We start from the raw sequence: 25,326 nt of genomic DNA, 5'->3' as shown, positions 1-25,326 counted from the left end.
GCGCTCCAGCCTACAGTGCACCTACAGTGGTGCAGGTGAAGCGCATTTCCATCGAGATCCTTTTGGTTCTCACCATCACCTTTGGCATGAGCGGGCTGCGGTCGGTGCTCCGGCTGATCGGCGCGCTCGCCGCCCCAGAGGCACTCAATGACCAACAAGTGGTGCTCAATGATTCCGCCAGCCAGATGGCATGGCTTGATGTTGGGCTGCAGCTGGCCAGCGCCGCCACCCTTTTCGCGTGGGGCGGATTGGCACTGTTCCTGCTGGGCACCGGGCTGCCACGCCCACGCTTGGGCGACGTCGGGTGGGCATGCGTGCTGACCGCGGTGATCGGTATTCCTGGCTTAGGCCTGTACGTTGCAGCATTACAGCTGGGTTTGAGCAAAGAGGTAGTGCCCACCACCGACGGCGTGGAGATCCCTCTGCTTCTGGTGTGGAGTGCCGCCAACGCCTTCGGCGAAGAAGTCGTGGTTGTGATGTGGCTGATCAGCAGGCTGAAACAACTGCGGTGGCCGGCGTGGGCCGCTATCGGCGCCTCCAGCCTACTGCGCGGCTCCTACCACCTCTACCAGGGCGTTTCGGCCGGCTTTGGCAATATCGTCATGGGTGTGGTGTACGGCTACTTTTATCACCGCACTGGGCGCGTTTGGCCACTGATCATCGCACACTTCCTCATCGACGCCGTGGCGTTTGTCGGATATCTACTGCTTGATCTCAGCTGGCTAGGGTTGTAGCGCGGATTAGCGCTACGATAATTACCATGTCTAGGGACTTCCGCTCATCCGATGCCCGCGACAACGACAACTACGTCCTTGGTCGCGACGGACAACCGCTGGTCGACCGCTACGGTCGGCCCGTGCGCCGCCGCCCGCGCCCGCAGGAACCCCGGCAGCAGGAACCCCGGCAGCAGCAGCTGCCACCTGAACGTCCCCGGCAGCAGCTGCCACCTGAACGCCCCCGGCAGCAACCACGCCAAGAGTACGCGCCGCGCCACGCACCGTATGAACCACGCCGCCACGCATCTACTCATCATGATGTCCCCTTGCAGGTCTCGGAGCGGCCAAGTCGGTCGTCGTCACGCGTGCCCCGCCGCCGTCGCCGCCGACCACGGAGGGGTTGCTTCTCTGGGTGCAGCTCTCTGCTGGCTATCGTGCTTGTGCTCGCTGTTGTGGTGGGCCTGTGGGCGGACGCCCGCCTGACGCGTGTCGACGCCTTCCCCGACCAACCCGTTGGCAATACTTCCGGAACAAACTGGCTGCTGGTGGGTTCTGACTCACGCCAAGGTTTAAGCGAGGAAGACATAGCGCGCCTCGGCACCGGTGGTGAAGTGGGCCCGAGCCGCACCGACACCATCATGGTGCTACACATTCCCACCGTGGGCGAGGCCACGTTGGTGAGTATCCCTCGGGACTCTCTGGTGACCATCCCCGGCTACGGCGAAGACAAGATCAACGCCGCTTTTGCCTACGGCGGGCCGAAACTCCTGTCCACCACCGTGGAGCAAGAAACCGGCCTGCGGATCGACCACTACATGGAAATCGGCATGGGTGGACTTGCAGGCATCGTCGACGCCATCGGCGGGGTAGAAATCTGTGTAGAGGAGCCGATCTTTGATCCACTGGCCGCGCTGGATGTGCAGCCCGGCTGCCAAAACTTAGACGGCGCCACCGCGCTAGGTTATGTGCGCACCCGCGCCACCGCCCAAGGGGATATCGATCGCGTCGCGCGACAACGCCAGTTCTTCGGGGCGCTCGTCGGCAAGCTCACGTCACCTGTGACATTCCTCAACCCGATCCGCATGACCTCACTGCTCTTCAGCGGCACCGGCATGCTCATCGTCGGTGAAGGCGACCACCTCTGGCACCTAGGGCGCATGGCGCTGGCCATGGCGGGCGGGGTGCGCGCTGAGACCGTCCCGGTCGGTGGCTTCATGGACACGTCCGTGGGCAACGTGGTGCTCTGGGACGAATACGCCGCCGAGGAGCTGTTCAACTCGATGCGCTAAAGCGCTGAAGAAAACGCTCACCATGAGTGTTTTAAGCAGGTTTTAGCAGATAGTACTGCAGTGTATGAATTTAACCCTTAAGAATAAAATGGACCCCGAGTGCCAGCAGCAATCGTCGGGGCCCGAACCGCTGTGCCGTAACCGGCAGGGCAGTTCCACAACCTTGACTATAAAAGATGCAAGGAATCACCCCCAAAGCCTACCCCGTCTAGGAACATGACTGCTGACGCCAACCTTGCCAGGTTTCTTTACGGTAAACAAACTTAACCCCGCGAAACCGCTCCTTCCAGAAAGCTGCAAGCTTAGGCAACCACGTAGGTGGTGACCAAGTAGCGGTTGATATCGGAACGGTTGATGATACCCACGACACTTCCGTGATCGTTGACCACGGGCGCCTTCTTCAGATGCTTCTCGGCGAGAACTGTCGAGATCTGCCCAAGATCATCGTGCACATTTACAGTGATCACGTTCGGGGTGGCAATCGTCGATACGCGAGCCTCCAAAACCCGCGCAACGTCGGTTTCAAACTCCTCCGAATCATTGTGAACTAACAGTGCATATGGTGTGGTGAACGCGGGGACGGAATCTCCGATTGCGTTGAGCACATCGCCGTCAGAAACGAATCCTGCCAGGCGACCGTCCTCGATAAGTGGCACACCAGAAATTCGCTTATCGACGAAAAGGTGCAACGCTTGACGGATCGTGTCATTGGGGTGCAGGTGGTAAATATCTCTCTTCATCAGCGTGGACACCAGAGTATCTGCAACCTCGTCCGCCGAATCGTCGACGGTCGGGGAAGCAACAGTCGCACGAGTCCCAGTCCACCCCAGCACGGTAGCGATGACAGCCATAACGAACAGTACAATGCCCACCCACAGCATGCCATTGTTCGCAGCCTCATCAGTGCCACCTCCAGAAGCGATCACCGCGCCATAAATGCCAGTAGACAACGCAACACCGATACAACCCGCGATCTGGAACGAGGTGGAGAAAATAGTCACGCCATGCGGATTGAGTTCACGTGGCAAGGTCGAAAGGGCGAAGGACTGGACAGGACCGATCGTCATTGCAGAGCCGACAATCGCCGGCATGTAAAGCACAGTAATCAGCCATAACGTGCTGCCGCCCATTGCCCAGGCGGTAGCTACAGAGAATACCGCCATGAGCGCCATACCGACCGGTAGGAGATGCTTCGCACCTTGCTTGTCATAAATCTGTCCAGCGACCGGGCCGAAGACGACAGCCAAAAGGATCGCCGGGAACAGCACGAGCGACGCCTGCAAACCTGTAGTGCCGTGGACCGACTGCAGGTGGGTAGGCACTAGGATGTTCATCGCAAAGACGATGATTAGCGCCACAATATTGATCAGTACGCCGGCGGTGAACGGGTAAATACGCAGTGGGGCGAGGTTAATCAACGGATCATCCAGATTGTTCTGGCGCTTGACAAACAGCCACAGAGCCATCAGCCCCACAACGAACGCGATGGTCGCCACAAGCTTGGCCGGGCCGAAGATCGTCGAGATTCCGTACAATAGGCCAATCAGGGCGATGGCCACCAGGATCACCGATGTCATGTCCAGGCGAGCCCGCGCATTCTCGGAAATGTTGTACACCGTGAACAAGCCAATGATGAATACCACCACTGCCAGGCCCGTAAAGGACCAGCACAGAGCGCGCCAGTGCGCGAATTCAAGAATCACCCCAGACACCAAGATGGCCACCGAAGGGCCGAGGGTGGTCATCGCCCCCATGATGCCCATGAAGGTGCCCAGCTTCGGACGCGGTGCCACTGTTAAGGCGATCATCATGCCAATCGGCACCAGCAGGCCCGTACCGATGGACTGGAAAATGCGACCGACCAGCATCACCCCAAAATTTGGCGCCAAGGCAGTAATAATGCCACCGATGATCAGCGTTGATGTGGTAGCCAGGAACAGTGGCTTAGTGCCAAAGCTCCGCATGAAGAACCCAGCTGTCGGTGTCATCACCGCCGCGCCCAGCATGTAGGCGGTGGCAAGCCACTGGATGGTAGAAACGTCAACTCCGAAGTCGGCCATCATTGGGGTGAAGCCGACGTTCAGGAAAGTCTCGTTAAACGTTGCAATAAATGCTGCCAACGCGGCGGCGATCATGATGGTCAAGGACTGTTTTTGGGCTGGTTGTGCCATGAAGCCTCTCTTACAGGAAAACGTACGGGGAATTAGGCTTCGGTGGCGTGATCAGATTTAAGCCCCGCGTCCACAGCGCGATACGCGCGGGCGACGGGGCGACATGTCTCGTGTTCCAGGCCGACATCACATTGAACAGGAAAGGTGCGCCTTTTTCTAATTGAAAAGGCGCACCTCGGCAAAAAGTTTTACCCTGCCGGAATACCCCGGCAGGCGGGCTGTTAGATGGTCACCTGGCGGGATTTGATGTTGTCCAACTGCTTCCGCTCGTCAGCGTTGAGCTGGGCATCGTTGTCGTACTCAGCGTCGATCGCCTTGTCCAAAGCTGCTAGGGCATCATCATAAGAGTTGGCGTCCACGGTTGGGTCCAAGTCGAATACCGGGACCACCAGGCCGTGGGTGCGGAACGCGCCAGCAAACTTGGTGCCCTCACCCAGGTTAAGCCCGTCGCGGGCGGCGATACGCGCCAGCGCGTTGAGCATCTGATTTTCATTATCTTCGGTGCGTACCCAACGAATATGAGCCTTCCCTCCACCTGGATTCACCCACCAAATGGAGCCGGGTAGATCTTTGGCCACCTGGGTCGACGGGATGATTGCCTCATTCGCCCGCTGCAGCGCTTGCTGAATCTCCAGTGGAGCACCAGAAGCGTTAGCAAACCACCAGTTGAAATCGTTATGTTCGGTGATCTCCAGCACCGCGTCCGCTGCGATTAAGTCCATGATCGCCGGCTGCGTGCCGTCGGCCACGGTGGACTCCAAAGAATCGCCAGCATTGGCCTCAAGAACCCAGCTCAGGGCGTAAGCCAGGTCCCGGCCCGGGTTGTGGGAGCGCTTCTGGGCTTGGAGCGCAACGAAACGGTCGCCGCCCTCGTCATCGGAACGCACCATCGCAGCACCTGCACCAGGCAAAACAGTGGCGATATTAACAGGGGTGCCCTTCACCTCCACCTTTGCCACGGCAGAAGGAACAAACTCCTGCAGGGCTACCAGGTCAGCTTCAGCCGCCAGACCCTTGTAGGGGCGTGGGTCCTTCTGCAACGCCTCGCGCTCAGCTGCACGGGCGGCCAGCTTCGCCTGGCGGCGGCTCATACCCTCAGGCAGCTGTTCTTTCTTCTTACGGTTCTTTTTGGCCATGCTGCCTAATCTACCGCACAGTGTTTAGCGCACTGTCTCCAGCGCCAACTCTGGCAGGTTCGTTGCCATCACCTCCACCCCCATATCCCGGCACCACAGCATGTCGGCGGGATCATCCACAGTCCAGATATAGGTCGGCCTACCGCGCAGACCCACAAGCTTCCGCTGCTCTTTGGCCTGCGTAATCGACGGGCCCAAACCCTTCGGGTTACACACGAACAACTGGGTCAGCCGGAAAATCTTGTCGCGCGGGTCCACCAAATAGTAGCTGTCCAACTCCGGCAATAGCCTAGTGAAGCGTCGGATAGCGCCATGGGCAAAAGAAATCAACGAAATACGAGGATCTTCATGCAGACCGGCATAGCGCAAACGCAGGGCTACCTGTTCCTCAATCTCACCGAGGAACCGGGTGGGGTGCTTCGTCTCCACGAACAGTTCCTTACCCGGGTAGTCTTGCAGCATCTCGAGCAGCTCGTCGAAAAGCATCATCTGCTGCGGCGCCTCCGGGGTGCCAATGTTCAGCCGGCGCAGCTCCGCAAAATCCATCTCAGCCACAAAGCCAGTGCCGTTAGACGTGCGGTCCACGTCCTTGTCGTGCTGGACAACCACCTTGCCGTCGCGCGTCAACCGCACATCACACTCAATGCCCGCGATGGGCAGCTTCAACGCCTCCTCGAAAGCGATCGGCGACAACTCCGGGTACTTACCGGAATAGCCGCGGTGGGCAACAATCTTCATGCCTTTCGCCTGTGTCACAGGGCATTCTCCCAACTAGAAATACGGCGCAGCAGCTGGCGGTTCTTGCGCTGCGAGTGGCCAAGCCTTTCGGAAGCCCTCTCCAGAATGCGGATCGCATCGGTAATGTGCGGGCCCTTATTTAACATCACGCATTCGCTGCGCAGCGCGTACATCACGTCGGTCATCTCCGCCCGCGATGGCAGCCCGTCCTTCGCCATCTTTTCCAAGATCTGGGTAGCCATAATCACCGGCACGTGGGCAGCTTCTGCCATCTGGGAAATCAGACGCGGTACCTCCACCATGCGCTCAAAGCCCAGCTCCACCGCCAAGTCACCACGTGCGATCATGATGCCTAGATTCGGGTGACGCATGCCTTCTAAAAGCACGCTGGCCAGCATTTGGTAGGCCGGGATCGTCTCAATTTTCAGCACAATGCCCAGGTTGCGGATGCGTTCAGCCAACGCATCGTGGCCAGTTTCCGCAGCCTCCCGCGCGAAACGCTCCAACGTTTCCAGCACATCAGCCACATCTTCCGGGGTGCGGATGAAAGACACCGCCGCGATCTCCGCGTTGTGCGCCACGAATTCGAACGCCTCTAGGTCTTCCTCCGTCAGGCTGGGCAGCGGAATGTCCGTATCCGGCAGGTTGATTCCCTTATACGCGCGCAGGTTTGTGCCGTTTTCCTTGGCCCGGGTAATGCGCAGGACAGCTTCGCAGTGGCCTGCGTTGTCACGCTTATCGACGACCTCTGCCGCGATCGCGCCGTCGTCGAAAAGCACCTCGTGTCCCACCTCGAGTGCTTTCACTGCCTCTGGCGCGGTACAACCGATAGTAGATGGCTGGCCTTCTACGATCTGAGCAGGTTCCTGGGAGGTTGTGAGGATCAGGGTGTCGCCTGGGTACAGGCGGATCTTTTGCTCGACGGCAGGCACTCCCCAGACGCGGGTGCGCTCCCAGTTATGCTGCAACAACGTCGAGGCAGCGATATAGGCATTCTTGTTTCCCTGCGCAATAACCACACCGTCTTCGCGCACCTCTCGGACGGTGAAACGACGCTTGGAGCCACGGGAATCGCGCATGGTGATCACTGAGCCAATCTTCAGGTTGCTAAGCCACCACCCTTCAACCTGCAGGCTCACACCCGGACGACCCGCGGTCTCTGGGGCCACCGGCACCGGATCACCGTGCTCAGATAAGAACAAAGTAGCGGGGTGAATAACCTGGCCTGCGCTATCACGGGTGACGCGCGCACGGATCACGGCAGGGCCAGGCTCAATGTCCCCGGTCCGCACCTTCGGGCCCGCCAGGTCCATAGACACACGGATCTCGCGGCCGACAACTTCCGCGGCGGCGTGCACATTATCAATCATTGCGCGCCACATATCTTGATCACCGTGGGCACAGTTGATCCGCGCCAACTCCATCCCGGCTTCTGCAAATTCACGCACCATCTCCGGATCTGCGGCGGCTTCTTCCGGCAATGTCACCATGATGCGGGAATGAGTGTCCTCACTAGTCGGCCCGAACAGGGCATCGGAGTGTTCCTCCAGGATGTCGTCGGAACGGGCAAACGCACCCGCCAGTGCCTCGGCAGGATAGGTCAACGCGCGGCCCGAGTACGCGTCGAGCACGTTATGCGCTGCCTGCAGGCGTGCCATGACGGCCGGCTCAGTCGTCGTTAAGCGTGTTGCGCCTAACGACGACAGCTCGGCCTGTAAAGTGCGCACGTCGTGGGCGCGCAAGGTGGTGTAGTGCACGAGATTTGTCGCACCGTGCTGATGCGTCTTAGCAACCCGGCCAATAGCCCCTTGCTGCGCCTCCGCTTCCCGCTGCAGATCTTCAATGATGCTGTCGAGCTGGGGGATTAATTCGTTGACAAATTTTTCCATGAAGGTGGCGCTCCTTTAAGAGTGTGAACACCACCTATTGTGCCCTGCAAATCACGAATCTGCAGGGTTAGAAGTTCGCGTCCTTAATCTCACGCAACGTATCCACCGAATGCTTAAACAGCTCGCGTTCATGCTCATTCAGGTCGAGCTCCACTACGCGGCGTACACCATTGCCGTCGATGATCGCGGTGGTACCAATGTAGATATCCTTCTCACCGTACTCGCCGTCAAGCATGACCGATACTGGAAGGGCCACACCTTGGTTCTGCACAATCGCGCGCGTAATGCGTGCCAGGCCCATGCCGATGCCGTAAGAGGTGGAACCCTTCGCATCAATGATGGTGTAGGCCGCATCGCGGGTCTCCTCGAAGATCTTCTCAATCTTCTCCGCGTAACCCGGCTCCTCCTCCACCTGGCGACGCAGTTGAATACCGCCGACGGTCGCGGTAGACACAACGGGCAGCTCAGTATCGCCATGCTCGCCAATAATGTAGGCGTGCACCGACATCGGAGACACGTCCTTCATCTCACCGAGCATGAAGCGGTAGCGTGCGGAGTCCAGGATGGTGCCCGAGCCAATCACGCGTTCAGTGGGGAGGCCGGAGTACTTCCACACACCGTAGGTCAGGATGTCCACCGGGTTAGAGGCAACGAGGAAGATACCGCCGAAGTCATTGGCCATGACCTCCTCCACGATAGACTTCATGATCTTCAGGTTGCCTTCAACCAGCTCAAGGCGGGTCTCGCCGGGGCGCTGGCCACGGCCGGCGCAGATGACTACCAGGGACGCGTCTTCACAGTCAGCGTAGGTGCCGGCGGTGACTTTGGTTGCCGATGGTGCCCACACCACGCCGTGGTTGAGGTCCATCACATTGCCTTCGGTTTTCTTCTCGTCGATGTCGATGATGGCCAAGTGGTCAACGGTGCCCTGGTTGACCAGTGCGTATGCGTAGGCAACGCCCACGTCGCCTGCGCCAATCAGTACTACTTTGTTGCCAACAAGCTTCTTCATATGAGGTGTCGACTTTCTCCGGCCCATGGCCGGATTGATCTGATTAATGCTGTACACCTCCCATTATGGACTAAGTCGGGCCATCTGGCAGCACGAATAAATGTCTGATCGGACACATGTGGGAACAGATGGGCACCTGTGGCTACCGGGAAACTGTGATTATTTTTGAATCGAGAACCAAAGCCAGCACTTCGCAGAATCTTCTGCCACAATGGGCCCCATGAGCATGACTTCGCGGATCGCCACACGCGTCGCCCGCGGAGCGTTGACAGTAGCCCAGTTCGGAATCGAACTCTATCTCGACCTCACACCAGGACTGCGAATGCGCGGAACACGCAGGCTGCCAGAAAATATGGGCTCAGGAATCCTCGGGGCAGAAGCCGCAACATGGTGGGCTATCTCCCCGTCTCTCCTGCCACGAAAATGGTGGGTCATTGCAGCCAATGTGGCTATCAGCCAAGGTTTCGGCCATGCCGTGGCCACTGGTTTCCGTTTCCTTTCCCGCCGGGTGCGCCGCCGCCTTGGCCGTGGCCCCACCATCGCATCGCTGAAAAAGATCAACGCTGCGATGCACACCGCCATGGGCATGACCACCCTGGTTGTGGCCCTGCGCGCACCGCAGCGCCACCGCACACAGGTCAGCCTGGCCTGGCCGACGACCCGGCTGACTGTGCGCAGCGCCATAGCTGGAACAGTGCTAGGCACCCTGGGCTACGGGGCGCTTTTGCTCACCGGTGAAGCCATCCAAAACTCAGTTGACCGTACAAACCACGAACTGCGCCGCTTCCTCCCACCTGTGGTGAGCTGGCCGGTGGCGCTGATCGCCGTGGCACTGGCGGGATTTTATGCGGTGGACACAATGGTGCTGCGGCGCTGGCTCTCACGCGCCTACAAACGCGCCCAAGAACTAAATCTGCAGGTCATGTCTGGATCTGCACGCCCAACTGAAGCTCAGCGCTCTGGTTCACGCGCCTCGCTGGAACGTTGGGGCAACCTGGGCCGCCAGGGCCGGGCCGTAGTGGCCGCAGGCCCGCGTGCACGTGATATCACACTAGTAATGGGTGGTGAGGCGACCGAGCCGATCCGCATTTATATCGGTTTGAATGAAGACCGCTCCCCTGAGGAACAAGCCGAACTGCTTTTAGCAGAAATGGACCGCACCGGCGCTTTCAACCGCCGCGCCATCGTGATGATGACCTCAGCGGGCACCGGCTGGCTCAATGACTTCATCACCAGCCCTTTCGAGTTCCTCCACCACGGCGATTGCGCAGTAGTATCCATGCAGTATTCCTTCATGCCGTCTGCCGTGTCCTATATCGCGGATAGAACCACGCCGGTGTCGTCGTCACGCGTGCTCATTTCCGCCCTCTGCGAACGCCTTACGCTTATCGACGAGCACATCCGCCCCAAATTCTATCTAGCAGGTGAATCACTTGGGGCTTATGGCATCGCGGATTCCTTCGACAGTGTCGAAGACATGCTGGCCTCCATCGACGGCGCTATCTTCACCGGCGCGCCGGGTTTTACTGCGATGCATGGGCAGCTGACTAAACACCGCGACAAGGGCAGTATTGAGCGCCTGCCGGTGATTGACGGCGGCAAACATATTCGCTTTACCGCCACCGAGAACCATTTAAACCATGACTATGCAGGCCAGGACTACGCCAGTCAGTGGGAATTTCCCCGGGTGGTTTTCGCCCAACATGCTTCTGATCCGGTGGTGTGGTGGGATTGGTCGCTGCTGTGGAGCCAACCAGACTGGCTGCGCGAAGTTGGCTCCCGGGGTGTGCCTGCACCAAAGGCTCAGGAGCTTGATGTGTTTGAGGGCCTGCGCTGGGTGCCCTTCATTACTGGGTGGCAAGTCGGGCTTGACCAGGTAAATTCCCTGGATTTCCAGCCTGGACACGGGCATGTGTACCGCGATGAAATCATCTCCTACTGGTGTGCGGTACTCGATGTGGAAATCACCCCCACCCAGTTTCGGCGCATCGCCCGCTGGGTCCGCCACGATATGAAACGTGTGCGTGATGAAAATGTGGTTATTCCAGAAAAACTCCGTCGAAAGTTAAACTAGGGCCCTGGTACACACTGCGTTGGTGTTAGCGCCGGAGTGCTTCTTCAAGTGACGTCGTAGGGCGCCCGATCAACTGCTCCAGGTCTGTACTTGCCGATTCCATATCACCCCGCGCAATCTGCTCGTCCAACGTCGCTAAGATCTCCGCTTCGACTTCTGGCACACCAAACTCCAATAATTGGGAGCGATACTCAGCAACCGAGGCGTTCTGATACGTCACAGGTTTCCCCAAGATCCAGCCAATTCTTTCCGCAATCTCCCCGTACGTCAAGCCCGGTTGGCCAGCAAGCTCATAGACTTTGCCGGAATGTCCCTCCTCAGAGACCACGACGACGGCAGCCTCTGCGTAGTTCTTTCGGGCCGCGCCCGAGATCACGGCGTTACCAGCCACCCCAAACATGGCACCGGTGTGCTGGGCAATCTCCACGTTGGCCGCATAGTTTTCCCAGTATGAACCGTTGCGCAGCATTACCCAGTCCAGACCGGAATCACGCAAATACCGTTCCGCCTCCCGTAACAGCAATATTCATATCCGCCACCCTAGAGGGAGAGATTAAATTGTGCAGGCCACCCCCGTGGAGTGGTGCGGACAGTACCCATTGGGCACCTTGTGCAGGTACTGCTGGTGCTCATCTTCTGCTAAGTAGTAAGGAACACCGACCTGCACTTCTGTGGTGATAGCACCGAAGCCTTCGTCGTTAAGCGCGGCCTGGTATTGGTTGATCCAGTCGCGGATCTGCTGTGCCTCTTCCTCCGTATCGGTATAGAAAGCGGAGCGGTACTGCGTACCCACATCATTGCCCTGCTGGTTGCGCTGGGTGGGGTCGTGGGCCTCCATGGCCATGCGGACCAGCTCTTTAAGGCTGATGCGTACCGGGTCGTAAACCACCTCGACTACTTCGGTGTGGTTGGTCATGCCGGAGCAGACTTCGCGGTAGGTAGGGTTCGGGGTCTGTCCACCAGCATAACCGACGGATGTGCCCTCGACGCCGTCGGTTTGCCAATACATTCTTTCTACACCCCAGAAACAGCCAATGCCGACGATGAGGCGTTTTTGGCCTTCGCGCCAGGGGCCGGTGATGGGTGTGCCCAACACAACATGTGGCTGGGGCTGGGCGAGAACGGGCTGGTCACGGCCGGGAAGTGCGCGTTCTGGCTCTATGAGTTCGGGAGTGGGGCGCAGGAAGGGGAACATATTCGGGTCAACACTTAGGTGGGATTGTTTATTCCAGATCCACAATCACACTTAGGTAACACCAAAGGGTGGTGGCGAAATTTTCAAACTTGCCTATCATGGGTAGCACGCCCACTCAAGGGACGCGTAATACACCCTTGGGGAAAAAGGGCTATCAATCGACGAAAGGTTTTAGCATGGCTGTATATGAACTACCAGAGCTCGACTACGCGTACGACGCACTTGAGCCACACATTTCCGCAGAGATCATGGAGCTGCACCACTCCAAGCACCACGCAACCTACGTTGCTGGCGCAAACGCTGCCCTTGAAGCACTCGAGGAGGAGCGCAACGGCGAGGCAAACGCAGACAAGATCCGCGCCCTGTCCAAGAACCTCGCATTCAACCTGGGTGGACACACCAACCACTCCGTGTTCTGGAAGAACCTCTCCCCTAACGGCGGTGGCGAGCCAACCGGTAAGCTCGCTGACGCAATCAACAAGGACTTTGGCTCCTTCGAGAAGTTTAAGGCTCACTTCTCTGCAGCAGCTACTGGCCTGCAGGGTTCCGGCTGGGCTGTTCTTGGCTACGATCACATCGCCGGCAAGCTGATCATTCAGCAACTGACCGACCAGCAGGGCAATATCTCCGTTAACTTCACGCCACTGCTTATGCTGGACATGTGGGAGCATGCCTTCTACTTGCAGTACAAGAACGTGAAGGCTGACTACGTCAAGGCCGTTTGGAACGTTTTCAACTGGGATGACGTTGCAGAGCGTTACGCAGCTGCCAAGAAGTAAACAACCACTTCTTCGCTTAACCCCTGAACCCCTTGCCGAGTTCGGGGGTTTTGCCTTGTGCGGACACTATTCAGTTTTCCCGAAGCACATTCTTCAATGCGTTGAACTCCACAATATATGGAGACTTGAGAAAGCGCAAGTTTTTTAATAGGAAAAGAAAACCGCCGCCCGGTTCACCCTGCTACCACGTCAAGGTGAACCAGACGGCGGTTCCTACCTGTGGCCCGGCACTGGAGGATGCCGAGACCTTACCCATCTGGATCACGCGATTTGAAAATCAGCGCTGACCCAAAGCATAGTAGGTTAGGCAATCCTAAGTCAATGGTTTTTCGAAACAATTTTGTGCCTTAATTCCCCAAGCCCGCCTAGCAGCAATTTTGCTCTTCCCCCCCCCTCATCACCCACGTCTTGACCCTCACACAGCGTCATAGTTCACACTTGGCTCATACTGATTTCAGAAGTCGCCCGCGCCGCCGGCTGCTCCGTGCGCGCCATCCGCCACATGCATGCAGGCGTACCCTTGTCTGAAATCAACGCCCCGGATGCCCTCGAACGCGCCTTAACACTGTTCGGTGATTCACCCTGGGTAGGGCATGAATTGGACAGTTTGAATCTGCTGCCCCAGAAGTAAGCACTTCATGCACCTTCGGTTGTCAGTTTTGTAGAATTCCGCGACGAAATAGAAAACTGCCAACCGAACGTGCCGCAGCAGCTAATCAGCACCAGAAGAATCACGCGATGCGTCGTAAAGCGTTGTGGCGCACCAACCACGAATGCCAACGCCACGGCGGGCCCCACACCCGCCGCGGCGAAGTCCCCTCCAGCACCGCAATAACATCCTCCACCATGTCCAGGCAGCGCTCCATCTCCTCATCGATGCACTTCGCGGTGAACTGGAGCACGATATGGCCCTCAAGTACTGCATAATTGAACTTCCACGCCTCGCGGACATAAGCGGCCTGGCCTTCCGCCGTGGAAAGATCGCGGTGGTAGGTGTACGCGCCAATTTCAATCAGCAAGCGCTTAAACCTCTTGCTCTGGAAGTCCCACAGATAGGGGCCCAGCATGACATTCTGTTCAAACTCAAGCCCGCGGCGTTTCAAACCCCGAAAAAACCGCCTCTCCAGCCTGCTATCAGAACCAATAGACAAGGTAGAAACATACGACCGCAGAACTGCAGGAACCGCCCCCATCCACGACAAATGCTGCTCCAAACGGCGTTTACCATCTTTCTTGGCGTAGGCATCTTCGAGAAAGTCACTGAGGGTATGGGCAGCTATGTCATCGTGGGCATCCCACGCTGCCACGATAGGTGGAACCACCCGCACCAGGCCCTGGCGTGAGACCATATGATTGCGATGAGCAGTCACCCAAAACTTGTCAGTCTTCCTGGGCTTACTCTGCCGCGGTGCCCGGAACTGCAGCGGAAAAGTGAAAGGGAGCTTGCAGTAAAACTGATACGCCGTGGTTCCAGACAAAACCCATTGTGGGTGAATCTGCAACAGTGCCGCAGCCCATTGCTGAGGACTTAGCTCCCCGAGCGCGTAATGGCCACGCTCAAGCTTGGTGATCTCCCCGCTGAGGACTTTCTTGCGGAATTCGCGCACCCCAATTCCCAATTCCGCGCATAGCTGCTGACGTGAATAAACTCGCGGCGTGCTTTCCTGGTCGCCACCATGTGGTTGATAACTCATATTCCCCCCGAAACATGAACTAGTGTGAGCTACAGAGTAAACCATCGTGGCTCCACTGTCGCGCCAAGGGCACGTTCGGTTGTCAGATTTGTGGATTTTTAAGGAAATATTGGAATCTGACAACCGAAGGGAACATCTGAGGCAAGACAACAAACACAACCACAAGCTAGCCGCTCGACGAAGGACACCATGAAGAAGGGAACCACAGCGTACCGGCGCGCAACAGTGGCGATGCTTGCTGTAGGTTTAGCCATCTTCAACACGCTCTATGCCACCCAAGCACTGCTGCCCACGCTAGTTACCAACATGGGCATCACCCCTACCGAGGCCGCTTGGACCATCTCCGCAGCCACAGGTGCACTCGCCCTCTGCGTGGTACCCGCCTCGATCCTGTCAGAACGATTTGGCCGCGGGCGGGTACTTATAATTTCCGCACTGGCAGCCACTGCCCTCGGTCTACTCCTGCCCCTTGCACAAGATGCTTCCCAGCTCATCGCGCTTCGAGCCGTCCAGGGGGCACTCGTGGCCGGAACACCGGCGGTGGCCATGGCCTGGCTCTCCGAAGAAATACATGCCGACGACCTGCCCGGCACGATGGGCATCTACATCGCAGGCAACACCATAGGTGGGCTGACCGGCCGCCTCATCCCGGCAGGACTGCTTGAGTTCACCACCTGGCGTTGGGCACTGTTTGGTAGCGGTCTCGTGGCGCTGCTGTTCGCCATCACCATGGCCTTGCTGCTGCCCCGTCAACGCAACTTCACACCGAAGCAGATCAGCCTGCTCGGCGAGCTCCGCGCCATGGTGGGGCACCTGCGCAACCCGCTGCTGGTCACAATGTTTCTCACAGCTTTCCTAGGCATGGGCACGTTTGTGTCGCTCTACAACTTCTTCGGGTTCCGCATGGTGAATTTCTTTGGGCTTGCGCCCTCGCTGGTGGGCCTCGTGTTTGTCATGTATCTGTCTGGCACAGTTTCTAGCGCGCAGGCAGGCAACCTGATTAAACGCTTCGGCCGCCCGGCGGTGATCACAGCCAGCGCCGCCCTTATGCTTCTGGGTGCTCTCGCGTGTATCTCCAATCATCTCTGGGTCTCTATTGGTGGCCTCTTCGTCTTCACTGCGAGCTTCTTCGCCATGCACTCAACCGCGTCGGGGTGGGTGGGAGCCACGGCCACAACCAATCGCGCTGAGGCTTCCAGCATGTACACCTTCTCCTATTATGCGGGGTCGTCGCTGGTCGGAGCGGCCACAGGTGTGGTGTTTGAGCGGGTGAGTTGGGCAGGGTTCGTCGGCACGCTCGCGGGAATTCTGATTGTGCTGCTGCTCGTTCTGGTTCTCGTGTCAGTACGGGCGCAGCGTAGCTAGAACTCGTGGACACGCGGCAGGCCCGGCGCGCCGGCATCCAGGAAGTCGCGCACGGCACGGGTGGCACGGCAATCGTCTTCGTTGTAGCGCAGCAACACCTCGCGGGCGGACTGATCGCCGAGGCGGGCGCGGCGTCGTAAAGCGATCGATGCTTCACCGTCGATGTTATCCTCCCAGTCGTAGCCTGCCACCGGTGCCACCACTTTCAGCCCCAGCCCGTCCACGCCGACGAGGTCGCGGCGGACATGGGCGAACACGTCAACCCACTCATCGGAGGCGATAAACGCATTAACTTCCGCTAGCTCTACCGTGTCAAAGCGGCGCGCTGAGGCTCGCAACCAGTGGTTTTCGCCGCCCGCCGCATAGCAGTAGGCACAAAACGTCAAGCCTGCTTCGTGCGCTTGACGACGAACACCCATCAGCCACTGCCAAAACTGAGTGAAATTGTGGGATTCCGCAGCTCCCCCTACCTCCTCCCAGGTGACAAAGCTGTGGTAGGTGTCGCCGTCGTAGGCCCCCCAGAGGTAGGCGCCTTGGTCGAGGTAGGCCTCCATGTCTATATCAATTTCTACATCGGCGCGTGGCACCTCAGGCGAATCGGTGCGCGCCAGTACTGGGATATTTTCGCGCCAGGCGTGCGCAATTGCCGAAGGTTCACCCAAGCCTGCGGTGATGGCACCGGCAACTGTGTGAATACCGCGCTCACGGAACGGGGCCGCGCGCTGGCCAGGAAAGACTAGGGAGATTTCGTCGGCGGCGCGCAACTTTGGCTCGCAGAGCTGCCAGAACCGGCAGGTGGCGCACTGTTTTAAGCGGATCGGGGCCGTGGGTGTGGGTTGCGCTAAGGCTTCACGCACCGCCTTAATATAGGGTGCAACGGGAGCGAAATACGCCAGGCTGCGATCTTGGCCGACCACTCCTGCCAACGGGTCAGCCACACCAAGTTGTGCTAGCAGCAGTGCTGCTAGGGCGATGCGGTAGCCGTCGACAGTGTGGTGGCGTTGCTGCGCCTGTACCGTGATCAAAGAACCTAATCCCAGCCGGGTGGTGCTTACCGCCTGCATGGTGGATGTCTCTGAAGGTCGTGCCACCCGATGGTTGGAGACCATCACCGGTTGATATGTGTTGGCAGAGGTACGCACTAGTACGTCGATGTGCACGGTGACTAGGTGGTCGTCGATACGCCCCGATAAGCGCGCGTTAGTGATGAGGTGGGCGCGCTTGCGCAGTGCCTCGCGGGTGGCGGGCTCTGGATCTTCGGAATCCCGCGCGAGATCGACGCGGGTAAAGGTCCGCCGCCCGTCCCCCAGCGCCGGTTTGGTAGGCAGTGCTGCGTAGACGACGTCGCGGGCAGCGTGCATGCGTTCGGCGCGAGCCTGACCAGAATCTGTTGGGCCGATTTCTGGGTGGTCGAGGCGCTGGCGCAGGCGGTACCGGCACCCCACGAGGTCAGAAGCGCGCACGCCCTGGGTCTCGGGGGTGCCGAGGGCGCGCTGCGAGGAATTTTTCTTGTGCTGTGTCACGTCGGGCACTAAGCCTAATCGCAATTCGCAGGTAAGGTTGAATCAGAAAAAGTGAGCGAAAAATTCTGACAATTCTCAAGGAGCAACTACATGGGCCTGTTCGAGACTATCCGGAAGTCCCGCGCCAAGACGAAGGCGGAGGTCGCTGCCGCCAAGAAGCGTGCCAAGCAGGAAGCCAAGGAGGAGGCCAAGCTGCAGTTCAAGCGTGAGAAGCTGCTGGACAAGGCGGAGCGTCGCCTCATGAAGGAAGAGAAGAAGGCTCTGAAGAATAAGCGCAAGCACGAGCGCAAGCGTGCGCAGCAGGAGCTGGAGAAGATCCGTGAAGGCAAGTTCAACCGTAAAAATGTTGGCCGCTACGTTGGGGCTTTGCGCCTAGCCATCCCTGTTGTACTCCCACTGGTTTACCGCGGGATTACGGCTCTGCGCGATCGTGGGCTGCAAAAGAAGGCGAACCAGGTGGGTGTGACGACGGATCAGCTGGCCCAGTACTCGGGCCATGGTGCGGAACTCAAGGCTCGCGTGGAGGGTATCCGCAACACTGTTGATACCACCTCCTCTTTGCCATCAGGCTTTCAACAGGATGTGAACGACCGCCTTGACGAGCTGAACAGTGCGTTGGACAATGCTGAGTACATGGTTCCAGAGCAACGGCGCCGCGCCCATGCCGCCGTCGCTGGTGATATTGAGAGCGTGCAGGCGCAAGTGCAGGCCAAGATTCGTGGCTAGAGCATCTCACCCGAAGCCATCGCGGGCGGTTTTCTGTGCTTAACGACGCAGCCTAAAGCCGAGCGCTGCCTAAAGCACGCCCTGCTCGCGCGCCGAAGCGACAGCGGACGTACGGGAGCGCACCCCCAACTTGTCATAGATGTGCACTAGGTGAGACTTCACCGTCGCCTCAGACAACATCAGCTCCTGACCGATCTCGCGGTTCGACGCGCCACCTGCAACTAATTGCAGAACCTCTAACTCGCGCGGAGTAAGAGAAGAGCGCGGCGCCTTGTCACGCATCTCCAACCGCTCCTGAACTATCGGGCTCATCGCTTGATCGCCTCGTGCAGCTGAACGCACCGCCGCCTGTAGCTGCTCCGGCGGGGCATCCTTCAACAAGTACCCCACCGCGCCAGCCTCGATCGCGCCGAGAATATCTGCGTCGGTGTCGTAGTTGGTGACCACCAACACCTTCGGCGGATTATCCATCGTGGCGCGGATTTCTGCTGTCGCCTCAGCACCGGTGGTCACACGGGTACCCTCCACACCGGCACCGAAGCGCAGGTCCATCAGAATCACATCGATACCGCCAGCCTGGGCGGTAGCAATGGCACCTTCAGCGGTGGCTACTTCACCAACGACCATGATGTCGTCAGCTTCTTCGAGCACGGCACGAAGACCAAGCCGCACGATTTCATGGTCGTCGGCAAGCAAAACACGGATCATTTATCTTCCTCCATCTTTCGGTTGATCCTACCTGGTTCCGTGTTAATAGTTGTTATCGGGAGGGCTACCGAGAGCGCAGTGGGACCACCCGGGGCCGATTCCACCACCAATTCCCCACCAAGTTCCTCAGCTCTGCGGTGCATCGCCGCAAGACCAACGTGCCCCAACCCGGCCGGCTGGCTTTGTACCTTGTCCGCATCAAAACCTTTGCCGTTATCCACCACATCAAGGCGGACCTCATTGGTACCGAATGTGAGCGTGATGCGCGCTCGGGAGGCACCGGAATGTTTCACCACATTCCCGGTAGCGCCCTGCGCGATCCGCAGTAAACCCGCCTCCACCCGCATCGGTAGCTCCACTTCCTCACCGTGGGACTCCACCGTGATATCAACATCGCCAGTTGTGCTGAAACTGTCCGCAACACGCTGCAACGCCTCGATCAAGGAGTGATCATTCAAACTCGCCGGGGCTAAAGCAGCGATCATCGCGCGTGTCTCCGCTAGGTTGTCGGCAGCGGACTTTCGGGCGGTTTCCATGCGCATGAGTGGCGCCGCCAACTCCTCGTCGGAAAGCGCCGTATTTTTCAGGTCGCGCTCGGCGGCATGCAGCAGCATCTGGATGCTGGATAAGCCTTGGGCCACTGTGTCATGAATCTCGTGTGCTAAGCGCTGCCGTTCCTGCGCCACGCCAGCGGCTCGCTCGGTGTCAGCTAATTGCTGCCGGGTGCTCACCAGCTCCTCAATCAGGGCTTCGCGTTCCGCGCTAATGCGTGAAATCGTGCGGAACGAGTAATGGATGGCAAAGACAACACCCGCTGAGACCGCTGGGCCCATCACACCCCCCAGCGTCAGCCCGTGCGGGACCTGCACGAGGATAGACACCGCTAAAGCGAATATCACCGAGGTGACGCCACGCCAATCATCCATCACCCGCAGGTACATGAAAAACAGGATGAACACCCAGTACATTGCCACCGGTGAGACAAATAGTTCGACGATCCATACGCCTGTCATGCCAAAGAGCCACAGAATCTGTGCCCATTCCGGCCATCGGCGCCGGTAGTGCGCGCCGTAGAAATACATGAAGCCGAAGACGAATGTCATCACCAGGTGGATCGCGGCCCGGTCCAGGGGATATCCCACCGCGGCGAGCACAGCCACCAAAAGCAGCGTGACGGTGAGTGCATGGATCCCCGTGTCGAAAGCCCTGCGGTTGGACGAGTCGATAGCTGACCGTTCAATAGTTACTAAGGTGGAGCTCATGACTGTGAGCCTACCTAGCCTGAACCGTACCCTTTTGATTGCCTGCGTTAGTTTCGCCACGTTAACTGGCTGTTCTTCGCTTAACGACGAGACCCCTCCCGCAGCCACGCCCGCAACGTCGACAAGCGCGTCCCAGACCCCACCAGAAATGGCACGTAACGACGCCGCACTTCCTGCTGACACCGCAATTGAGCCTGCCGGTGACCGCACCTCATGGGAGAACTGCCCTTACCTTGATGATGAATGGGTGGCGCAGACTAATGGGCAGAAGGTGACTGGTGTCGCGCTCGATCCGCGGTTCGAGATTCCGGCGTGCGTGTACTGGTCGTACCCAGAGGAGCCACAACTGACTGTGCTGGTGCGCCACATGCCCACTGAGCAGGATGCTATCGCGGTAGTTGATCACTACGCGCCGGTGGATGTGACTAATCCCGCCGAACTGCCCGGCGGATGGATGGGTGGCCGGGCAGGCCAAGGAGTGGTTCCTGAACAGCCTGGTGCCGTGTTCGCCGTGTCCAAGGATGACTATGCCGTGGTAGTGACCACGAACCAGGACCAATCCGTCAAAGCGGAGACGGTGGCCCAGGAAGTGATCAGCAACCTAGGCCTCTAAGGCCACTAGACCTTACGCACTGTTTTTATACTGCCACGTCCGTATATGGCATGAGTGTGGAGACCCACGGGAAGACGACATCCATCAGCAGCCAAAAAACTCCTGCCAGGATGATAAGCGTGATCAGTAGCTTCACCGGCCACGGTCCGGGCAGCGCACGCCAGAATGCCTGATACATGGTGGTTATCCCCTCTCTACCGTTCTATACCGTTCTATACCGTCTCGTCGAAAGCAGCAGGCCGGCCCGCTGATTTATCCATCGCGTCGGTCTGCATTGCGTGCACGATCATGCGCTCCGCGTTTGAAAACTGGGGGTGACAGGTAGTGAACGTGATCACGGACTCTAGGGACTGCCCCACCTCACCATCAGAATGAACACCGGGCACGGGCTCCAGCACGGAAACGTTCCCAGGCAGGGTGATGTGGCGGCCCTCAACGTGCGCGTAATCGCCGTGGGCCACCCGCTGCACCTGCTCCGGCACCAGACAGCCCGATGCCTCAGCCTCGCGTGAGGCAGGGTCATCGCTAAGTGGCAGTACCCGGTAGGTCAACCACTGGGTAGCGGTTTCTACCACGATCGCGTCGCAGACCTCTAACTGGCCTAAATCATTAAACGGCGCGCCTTTTCCCACACGGTGGCCAGCAACTGCGAAGTTACCGGCCTCGCCCGGCATCTGCGTGTCCTCATAGTGACCCGGGCCAGCATAGAGGGCCTCGTCGCTAGTTCCTTCAATGATGGCAAAAGCGTAATCTGACCCGAACGCAGGGATATACATCTGGGCAAATGCTTCACCCAGCTCCGGGGTGTGGTGTACCCGCGGGTTGGTGCGCTGTTGCTGCCAACGCTGATCCAGGTTGGCGGCGGCGTCGTCTTGCAACTTGCCGGCCTCGACATTGGTCCAGAATGCCTCGTAAAAAGCGAAGAGCAACAGTACCACACCCAAGGTCACCAGCAACTCGCCTGTCACCTGGGTTGGAGTCGTGCGGTGGGGGCGTGCGTCGGTACGAGTAGAACTCATGGCTTAACATTAACTCACGGGCCAGACACGTCCCCCCGTCCCCCGCCATTATCCCTGCCACCAAGGAGGCGCACACTAATCATGCTTGAGGCTTTTGTCTTCCCTGTCTCCGCGATCATGAGCCTGTGGCATTGGTTGATGGCGGACGTGTTCTCCCTCGACAACTCCACGGCATGGGTGATTTCCATCATCTTGCTGGTGGTCACAGTGCGCAGCTTGATCGCGCCTTTTACCTGGTCCCTCTATAAATCTGGCCGAATGAGCATGCTGATGCGCCCCGAAAAGGCAGAGATCAATGCGAAGTATGCGGAACAAACCTCCGCAGAGGCGATCGAGGCCGAAAAGAAAGAGACCGCGGCCCTGCATAAGAAATACGGCTTCCACCCGTTGGCAGGCTGCGTGCCACCCTTGATTCAGATCCCCGCAATTCTTGGTCTGTACCGGCTGCTGCTGTGGCTTTCGCGCCCGAACTTGGAGCACTCCAACACCATCGGTTTGCTCGACGCCGAAGATATCGCCTCGTTCCGCAGCGCCGAATTCTTCGGAGCCCCGCTACCCGCATTCTTCACCATGCCGGACGAGGCTCTCGCAGCACTTGGTACGACATCTGACGAGGTGCGCAGCGTGATCATTCCGCTGCTCATCTTGGCGATCATCTTCACCACATCCAACCTGTGGATCAGCGTGGCACGTGGCTACACCGTTCTCGTGTGGAGTTCCAGAGTCTCGCGTGGGATGATGAAGATGTCCGTTGTCCTGGCCAGTATCATGCCGTTTTTCATCCTCCTGCTTGGTCTTTCCGGTGCCCTGCCCGTGGCGCTGCTGATGTACTGGGTGGGCAACAACCTGTGGACAGCCACCCAAACGGTTCTCTTCTGGGTTCTGCTAGTGCGCCGTTACCCGCTCGATGACGTACACCGTGAGTTCAACGACAACCAACGCGCCACCGTCAAACAAGAGCTCGCCGACAAGAAATCAGTCAAGCGCGATCGGCGTGCCCGCAAACGTCGGGCGTTGCGTCATCCGTCCACCATCGGGCAGGTACGCCGGGAGCTTGCCGACGAAAAACAGGCGGCTCGCCAAGCGAAGAAGGACGACAAGGAGCGTCGAAAAGCGTTAAGGCAGCAACGCTCGCGCGCGCAACTGGAGGCGCGGAAGCGACAAAAGCTTGCAGAGCGAGAGAAGCGGCAGGAGCAAAAAGTGGAAGAGACCTAGATGGAGTAGTCCGCCGGCGGGGCGCTCAACATCTGTTTTGCCAGGTCGCGTCCAGTCTCAATCGGTGCGGTAGAGCGCACAAACCGCGCACCGGAAAGACCGCCGTCGAGGAAGATCAACAGTTGGTCAGCTTGAGTGCCAGACGGGTATCCGTTCTTCTTTGTCAGCAGGTCTGTCATCGTTTGGTGCATCCACCGGCGGTTATCCAGACAGGCCTGCACGATACCTTCTTCCGAATCCGTTTCCGGTCGCGGGTATTCGGTGGCCGCGTTGAGAAAGTGAGAGCCGCGGAAATCCTTGCCAGGTTCTTCCTCAATAGCGATGTCGAAGAACGCGAGGATTTTATCGTCTGTCTCTTTCATGTTCGCTGTCCGCTCGTTCCACTTCTCGCGGTACTTGCGATCGAGGTTCTGGATATACGCGATGACCAGGTTGTCCTTGGAACCGAACAGGGAGTACAGCGATGCTTTGGCCACGTCAGCTTCGCGCAGGATGCGGTCGATGCCGATGACTCGAATGCCTTCTGTGGAGAAAAGGTGGGTGGCGGATTCGAGGAGTCGCTGCCTCGGGCTGGGGCGGTTACGGCGCTTCGCTGCAGACTTGCTCATGGGTGTCCTTTCTCCGACTAGACCTCACCCATCAATATAGACAAACCGGTTGGTTCATTCCAATGGGTGAACCAGATCAAGTGACTATGCTGCACATTTTTCGGGCTTCAATAGTTTAGAGCGGCAAGGAAAAGTGGCCCCGAGAAATTCGCATTCTTCGGGGCCACTGTCTACTTGTGTTTAGTTATTACTTTTTTGCACCGTTCTTGGTGAACAGGTTGATGATCCACAGCAAGATCACCGCACCCAAAGTTGCCACAATCAGGCTCCAGACCCAGTTCGCGTTCGGATCAGAACCAAATTGGCGAACGATAAAGCCACCGATAACAGCACCGACGATACCAACAACGATGTTAGCTACCATGCCCATTTGTGCGTTACGGCCCATAATCATAGAAGCGATCCACCCTGCAAGGCCACCGATGATGAGCCAAAAGATAATAGTCCACATAATAATTTTTCCTTTTCGTAATTGAACCACGCCGTCCAGCCTGGGGCTGATCTGCACGCGGTGTTGTCATAACCTATTCCATTATGCCGATGAATTCTCCGTCGTTTGATAACAAATCTACAACTTTTCATAAATCTTAATTTATGCGCAGTTCATCTGGGTGTTTTGAAGCAAAAAATCTCGCCTCCTCACAGAGGGGGCGAGACTCAGGCTGAAGGAATTAATTCTCTGGGCGGACAACCATCATCGGGCATGGCGCCGATTGCAGCAGCGCGCGTGAGGTCGAACCAAGGAGCATCCCCTTGAAACCGCCACGACCGTGAGAACCGGTCACCAACTGCTGCGCACCCTCAGCCTGCTCAACCAGCGTGCGAACCGGACGGTCACGAGAAATAATCTTTTTCACTTGCACGTCTGGGTACTTTTCGGTTAGCGGGGCAAGGCGCTCGGTGAGCATCTCGGTCTGCTCACGCTCCACCAGCTCCCACTGCTCTTGCGCAGCAGCAAGCCCCGCCATGGATGCCTGGACCTGCATATCCATCCAGGTATGCACAGCCAGCAATTCCGCAGCACGGGCATCCGCCTCAGCGAACGCAACTTCGGTTGCACGCTGGGAGACATCAGAGCCATCCACGCCAACGACAACTGGGCCATACTTGGTGGTCTCGTCAACAAGGTTATCCTCGCGCACCACAACAACCGGGCATTCTGCGTGGGAGACAACAGCTGCGGACACGGAACCAAGAACCATGCCGGACAGTCCACCGAGACCACGGGAACCCATCACGATCATGGTGACGTCCTTGGACATCTCGAGGAGCATGTCAATCGGGGACCCCTCGGCGATCGTGTGGCCGATCTTAATGTCCGGCGCTACCTCGTGTGCGATATCGCGAGCTGCCTCAATTTTTTCGAGAGTCTCACGCTGTAGGTCGTCGAAAAGCTCCTGTGGTGGGACCATGCCCTCCGCGTACAGGAACTGGGGCATGGTGTAGCTCGACGCGAGACGAAGCGGGATTCCGCGTTTCATCGCAGTGTTCGCCGCCCAGCGAACGGCGTTTTTGGAGGCGTCGGAGCCATCAACAGCTACAACGACAATATCTTCCTGGGTCATCACGATCGCCCTTTCATGTGGCTGGTTTG

At 58.3% G+C, this 25,326-nt stretch carries 24 protein-coding genes; 8 read left to right on the top strand and 16 right to left on the bottom strand.

The annotated features are described in order from the left end of the window. Positions 1-26 precede the first annotated feature (26 nt). Both CKV99_RS13610 and CKV99_RS13605 read left to right on the top strand, forming a co-directional pair. Positions 27-734, top strand: coding sequence for a CPBP family intramembrane glutamic endopeptidase (locus tag CKV99_RS13610; protein ID WP_092258294.1), 708 nt, complete (start codon positions 27-29; stop codon positions 732-734). 26 nt (positions 735-760) lie between these two features. Beyond that, on the top strand, positions 761-2,005 hold the full coding sequence (locus CKV99_RS13605; RefSeq protein ID WP_092258297.1) for an LCP family protein: 1,245 nt from the start codon (positions 761-763) through the stop codon (positions 2,003-2,005). A gap of 302 nt (positions 2,006-2,307) precedes the next feature. On the opposite strand, the gene CKV99_RS13600 is transcribed toward CKV99_RS13605, so the two are convergent. From CKV99_RS13600 to CKV99_RS13580, 5 genes are all read right to left on the bottom strand, one after another. Then, on the bottom strand, positions 2,308-4,176 hold the full coding sequence (locus CKV99_RS13600; protein WP_092258299.1) for an MFS transporter: 1,869 nt from the start codon (positions 4,174-4,176) through the stop codon (positions 2,308-2,310). Between the two features lie 221 nt (positions 4,177-4,397). Then, the gene (locus CKV99_RS13595) at positions 4,398-5,312 is read right to left on the bottom strand and encodes a DUF5926 family protein (RefSeq protein ID WP_092258302.1); all 915 of its coding nucleotides are present in this window, start codon (positions 5,310-5,312) and stop codon (positions 4,398-4,400) included. Between the two features lie 24 nt (positions 5,313-5,336). Then, complete coding sequence (locus CKV99_RS13590) at positions 5,337-6,050, bottom strand: glycerophosphodiester phosphodiesterase family protein (protein ID WP_092258390.1); 714 nt, start codon at positions 6,048-6,050, stop codon at positions 5,337-5,339. Positions 6,051-6,064: 14 nt separating this feature from the next. Then, positions 6,065-7,939: a pyruvate kinase gene (locus CKV99_RS13585; protein WP_092258305.1), complete on the bottom strand. Its 1,875-nt coding sequence runs from the start codon at positions 7,937-7,939 to the stop codon at positions 6,065-6,067. A gap of 67 nt (positions 7,940-8,006) precedes the next feature. Continuing rightward, the gene (locus CKV99_RS13580) at positions 8,007-8,951 is read right to left on the bottom strand and encodes an L-lactate dehydrogenase (RefSeq protein ID WP_092258308.1); all 945 of its coding nucleotides are present in this window, start codon (positions 8,949-8,951) and stop codon (positions 8,007-8,009) included. Between the two features lie 220 nt (positions 8,952-9,171). On the opposite strand from CKV99_RS13580, the gene CKV99_RS13575 reads away from it, so the two are divergent. Beyond that, positions 9,172-11,025, top strand: coding sequence for an alpha/beta-hydrolase family protein (locus CKV99_RS13575; protein ID WP_231910099.1), 1,854 nt, complete (start codon positions 9,172-9,174; stop codon positions 11,023-11,025). Positions 11,026-11,050: 25 nt separating this feature from the next. Here the strand turns inward: CKV99_RS13575 and CKV99_RS13570 are convergent, their stop codons facing one another. Both CKV99_RS13570 and msrA read right to left on the bottom strand, forming a co-directional pair. Next, positions 11,051-11,521, bottom strand: a complete 471-nt coding sequence (locus tag CKV99_RS13570; RefSeq protein ID WP_143063431.1) for a Rossmann-fold NAD(P)-binding domain-containing protein — start codon at positions 11,519-11,521, stop codon at positions 11,051-11,053. Between the two features lie 57 nt (positions 11,522-11,578). Further along, positions 11,579-12,220: a peptide-methionine (S)-S-oxide reductase MsrA gene (msrA, locus tag CKV99_RS13565; RefSeq protein WP_092258317.1), complete on the bottom strand. Its 642-nt coding sequence runs from the start codon at positions 12,218-12,220 to the stop codon at positions 11,579-11,581. Positions 12,221-12,396: 176 nt separating this feature from the next. Between msrA and CKV99_RS13560 the strand changes: the two genes are divergently transcribed. Further along, positions 12,397-12,999, top strand: a complete 603-nt coding sequence (locus CKV99_RS13560) for a superoxide dismutase (protein WP_092258320.1) — start codon at positions 12,397-12,399, stop codon at positions 12,997-12,999. 731 nt (positions 13,000-13,730) lie between these two features. On the opposite strand, the gene CKV99_RS13555 is transcribed toward CKV99_RS13560, so the two are convergent. After that, entirely contained in the window at positions 13,731-14,693 is a 963-nt protein-coding gene (locus tag CKV99_RS13555; RefSeq protein WP_143063432.1) for a hypothetical protein, read from the bottom strand. 189 nt (positions 14,694-14,882) lie between these two features. On the opposite strand from CKV99_RS13555, the gene CKV99_RS13550 reads away from it, so the two are divergent. Further along, complete coding sequence (locus tag CKV99_RS13550) at positions 14,883-16,058, top strand: MFS transporter (protein ID WP_231910098.1); 1,176 nt, start codon at positions 14,883-14,885, stop codon at positions 16,056-16,058. Here CKV99_RS13550 and CKV99_RS13545 read toward each other — a convergent pair. Next, complete coding sequence (locus tag CKV99_RS13545; protein ID WP_231910097.1) at positions 16,055-17,581, bottom strand: TM0106 family RecB-like putative nuclease; 1,527 nt, start codon at positions 17,579-17,581, stop codon at positions 16,055-16,057. The genes CKV99_RS13550 and CKV99_RS13545 overlap by 4 nt on opposite strands. Before the next feature lie 90 nt (positions 17,582-17,671). On the opposite strand from CKV99_RS13545, the gene CKV99_RS13540 reads away from it, so the two are divergent. Beyond that, a complete protein-coding gene (locus CKV99_RS13540; protein ID WP_092258329.1) occupies positions 17,672-18,307 on the top strand; it encodes a DUF6474 family protein in 636 nt (211 codons plus the stop codon). A 69-nt stretch (positions 18,308-18,376) separates the two neighbouring features. Here CKV99_RS13540 and CKV99_RS13535 read toward each other — a convergent pair whose 3' ends face one another. Next, on the bottom strand, positions 18,377-19,015 hold the full coding sequence (locus CKV99_RS13535) for a LuxR C-terminal-related transcriptional regulator (protein WP_092258332.1): 639 nt from the start codon (positions 19,013-19,015) through the stop codon (positions 18,377-18,379). After that, a complete protein-coding gene (locus CKV99_RS13530) occupies positions 19,012-20,277 on the bottom strand; it encodes a sensor histidine kinase (protein ID WP_092258335.1) in 1,266 nt (421 codons plus the stop codon). Before CKV99_RS13530 ends, CKV99_RS13535 begins: the two co-directional genes overlap by 4 nt. A 19-nt stretch (positions 20,278-20,296) precedes the next feature. Between CKV99_RS13530 and CKV99_RS13525 the strand changes: the two genes are divergently transcribed. Continuing rightward, entirely contained in the window at positions 20,297-20,890 is a 594-nt protein-coding gene (locus CKV99_RS13525; protein WP_408607565.1) for a DUF2020 domain-containing protein, read from the top strand. 25 nt (positions 20,891-20,915) lie between these two features. Here CKV99_RS13525 and CKV99_RS14515 read toward each other — a convergent pair whose 3' ends face one another. Further along, entirely contained in the window at positions 20,916-21,068 is a 153-nt protein-coding gene (locus tag CKV99_RS14515) for a hypothetical protein (protein WP_092258340.1), read from the bottom strand. Positions 21,069-21,102: 34 nt separating this feature from the next. After that, positions 21,103-21,909 carry a class E sortase gene (locus CKV99_RS13515; protein ID WP_092258343.1) on the bottom strand — a complete coding sequence of 269 codons (807 nt, stop codon included), beginning with the start codon at positions 21,907-21,909 and terminating at the stop codon, positions 21,103-21,105. Between the two features lie 81 nt (positions 21,910-21,990). Between CKV99_RS13515 and yidC the strand changes: the two genes are divergently transcribed. Beyond that, the gene (gene yidC / locus CKV99_RS13510) at positions 21,991-23,124 is read left to right on the top strand and encodes a membrane protein insertase YidC (RefSeq protein WP_092258346.1); all 1,134 of its coding nucleotides are present in this window, start codon (positions 21,991-21,993) and stop codon (positions 23,122-23,124) included. On the opposite strand, the gene CKV99_RS13505 is transcribed toward yidC, so the two are convergent. The 3 genes from CKV99_RS13505 to CKV99_RS13495 all read right to left on the bottom strand — a co-directional run bounded on the left by CKV99_RS13505 (position 23,121) and on the right by CKV99_RS13495 (position 25,297). Continuing rightward, entirely contained in the window at positions 23,121-23,732 is a 612-nt protein-coding gene (locus CKV99_RS13505) for a TetR/AcrR family transcriptional regulator (protein ID WP_092258348.1), read from the bottom strand. The two genes, yidC and CKV99_RS13505, sit on opposite strands and share 4 nt — an antisense overlap. 187 nt (positions 23,733-23,919) lie before the next feature. After that, on the bottom strand, positions 23,920-24,183 hold the full coding sequence (locus CKV99_RS13500) for a GlsB/YeaQ/YmgE family stress response membrane protein (protein ID WP_092258351.1): 264 nt from the start codon (positions 24,181-24,183) through the stop codon (positions 23,920-23,922). Positions 24,184-24,403: 220 nt separating this feature from the next. Further along, positions 24,404-25,297 carry a universal stress protein gene (locus tag CKV99_RS13495; protein ID WP_092258354.1) on the bottom strand — a complete coding sequence of 298 codons (894 nt, stop codon included), beginning with the start codon at positions 25,295-25,297 and terminating at the stop codon, positions 24,404-24,406. Positions 25,298-25,326: the final 29 nt, after the last annotated feature.

It is taken from the genome of Corynebacterium cystitidis (genome assembly GCF_900187295.1).
In the GTDB taxonomy this organism is placed as follows: domain Bacteria; phylum Actinomycetota; class Actinomycetes; order Mycobacteriales; family Mycobacteriaceae; genus Corynebacterium; species Corynebacterium cystitidis.
Note: the sequence above shows the minus strand (reverse complement) of the source record. Positions and strands in the feature narration are given on the sequence as shown.

Coding starts and splice junctions, on each gene's coding strand:
- CKV99_RS13585 (WP_092258305.1), bottom strand. CDS start 7,939: ATGGAAAAATTTGTCAACGAATTAATCCCCCAGCTCGACAGCATCATT.
- CKV99_RS13505 (WP_092258348.1), bottom strand. CDS start 23,732: ATGAGCAAGTCTGCAGCGAAGCGCCGTAACCGCCCCAGCCCGAGGCAG.
- msrA (WP_092258317.1), bottom strand. CDS start 12,220: ATGTTCCCCTTCCTGCGCCCCACTCCCGAACTCATAGAGCCAGAACGC.
- CKV99_RS13535 (WP_092258332.1), bottom strand. CDS start 19,015: ATGATCCGTGTTTTGCTTGCCGACGACCATGAAATCGTGCGGCTTGGT.
- CKV99_RS13560 (WP_092258320.1), top strand. CDS start 12,397: ATGGCTGTATATGAACTACCAGAGCTCGACTACGCGTACGACGCACTT.
- CKV99_RS13600 (WP_092258299.1), bottom strand. CDS start 4,176: ATGGCACAACCAGCCCAAAAACAGTCCTTGACCATCATGATCGCCGCC.
- CKV99_RS13530 (WP_092258335.1), bottom strand. CDS start 20,277: ATGAGCTCCACCTTAGTAACTATTGAACGGTCAGCTATCGACTCGTCC.
- CKV99_RS13550 (WP_231910098.1), top strand. CDS start 14,883: ATGAAGAAGGGAACCACAGCGTACCGGCGCGCAACAGTGGCGATGCTT.
- CKV99_RS13555 (WP_143063432.1), bottom strand. CDS start 14,693: ATGAGTTATCAACCACATGGTGGCGACCAGGAAAGCACGCCGCGAGTT.
- CKV99_RS13495 (WP_092258354.1), bottom strand. CDS start 25,297: ATGACCCAGGAAGATATTGTCGTTGTAGCTGTTGATGGCTCCGACGCC.
- CKV99_RS13605 (WP_092258297.1), top strand. CDS start 761: ATGTCTAGGGACTTCCGCTCATCCGATGCCCGCGACAACGACAACTAC.
- CKV99_RS13540 (WP_092258329.1), top strand. CDS start 17,672: ATGGGCCTGTTCGAGACTATCCGGAAGTCCCGCGCCAAGACGAAGGCG.
- CKV99_RS13575 (WP_231910099.1), top strand. CDS start 9,172: ATGAGCATGACTTCGCGGATCGCCACACGCGTCGCCCGCGGAGCGTTG.
- CKV99_RS14515 (WP_092258340.1), bottom strand. CDS start 21,068: ATGTATCAGGCATTCTGGCGTGCGCTGCCCGGACCGTGGCCGGTGAAG.
- CKV99_RS13580 (WP_092258308.1), bottom strand. CDS start 8,951: ATGAAGAAGCTTGTTGGCAACAAAGTAGTACTGATTGGCGCAGGCGAC.
- CKV99_RS13590 (WP_092258390.1), bottom strand. CDS start 6,050: ATGAAGATTGTTGCCCACCGCGGCTATTCCGGTAAGTACCCGGAGTTG.
- CKV99_RS13595 (WP_092258302.1), bottom strand. CDS start 5,312: ATGGCCAAAAAGAACCGTAAGAAGAAAGAACAGCTGCCTGAGGGTATG.
- yidC (WP_092258346.1), top strand. CDS start 21,991: ATGCTTGAGGCTTTTGTCTTCCCTGTCTCCGCGATCATGAGCCTGTGG.
- CKV99_RS13515 (WP_092258343.1), bottom strand. CDS start 21,909: ATGAGTTCTACTCGTACCGACGCACGCCCCCACCGCACGACTCCAACC.
- CKV99_RS13500 (WP_092258351.1), bottom strand. CDS start 24,183: ATGTGGACTATTATCTTTTGGCTCATCATCGGTGGCCTTGCAGGGTGG.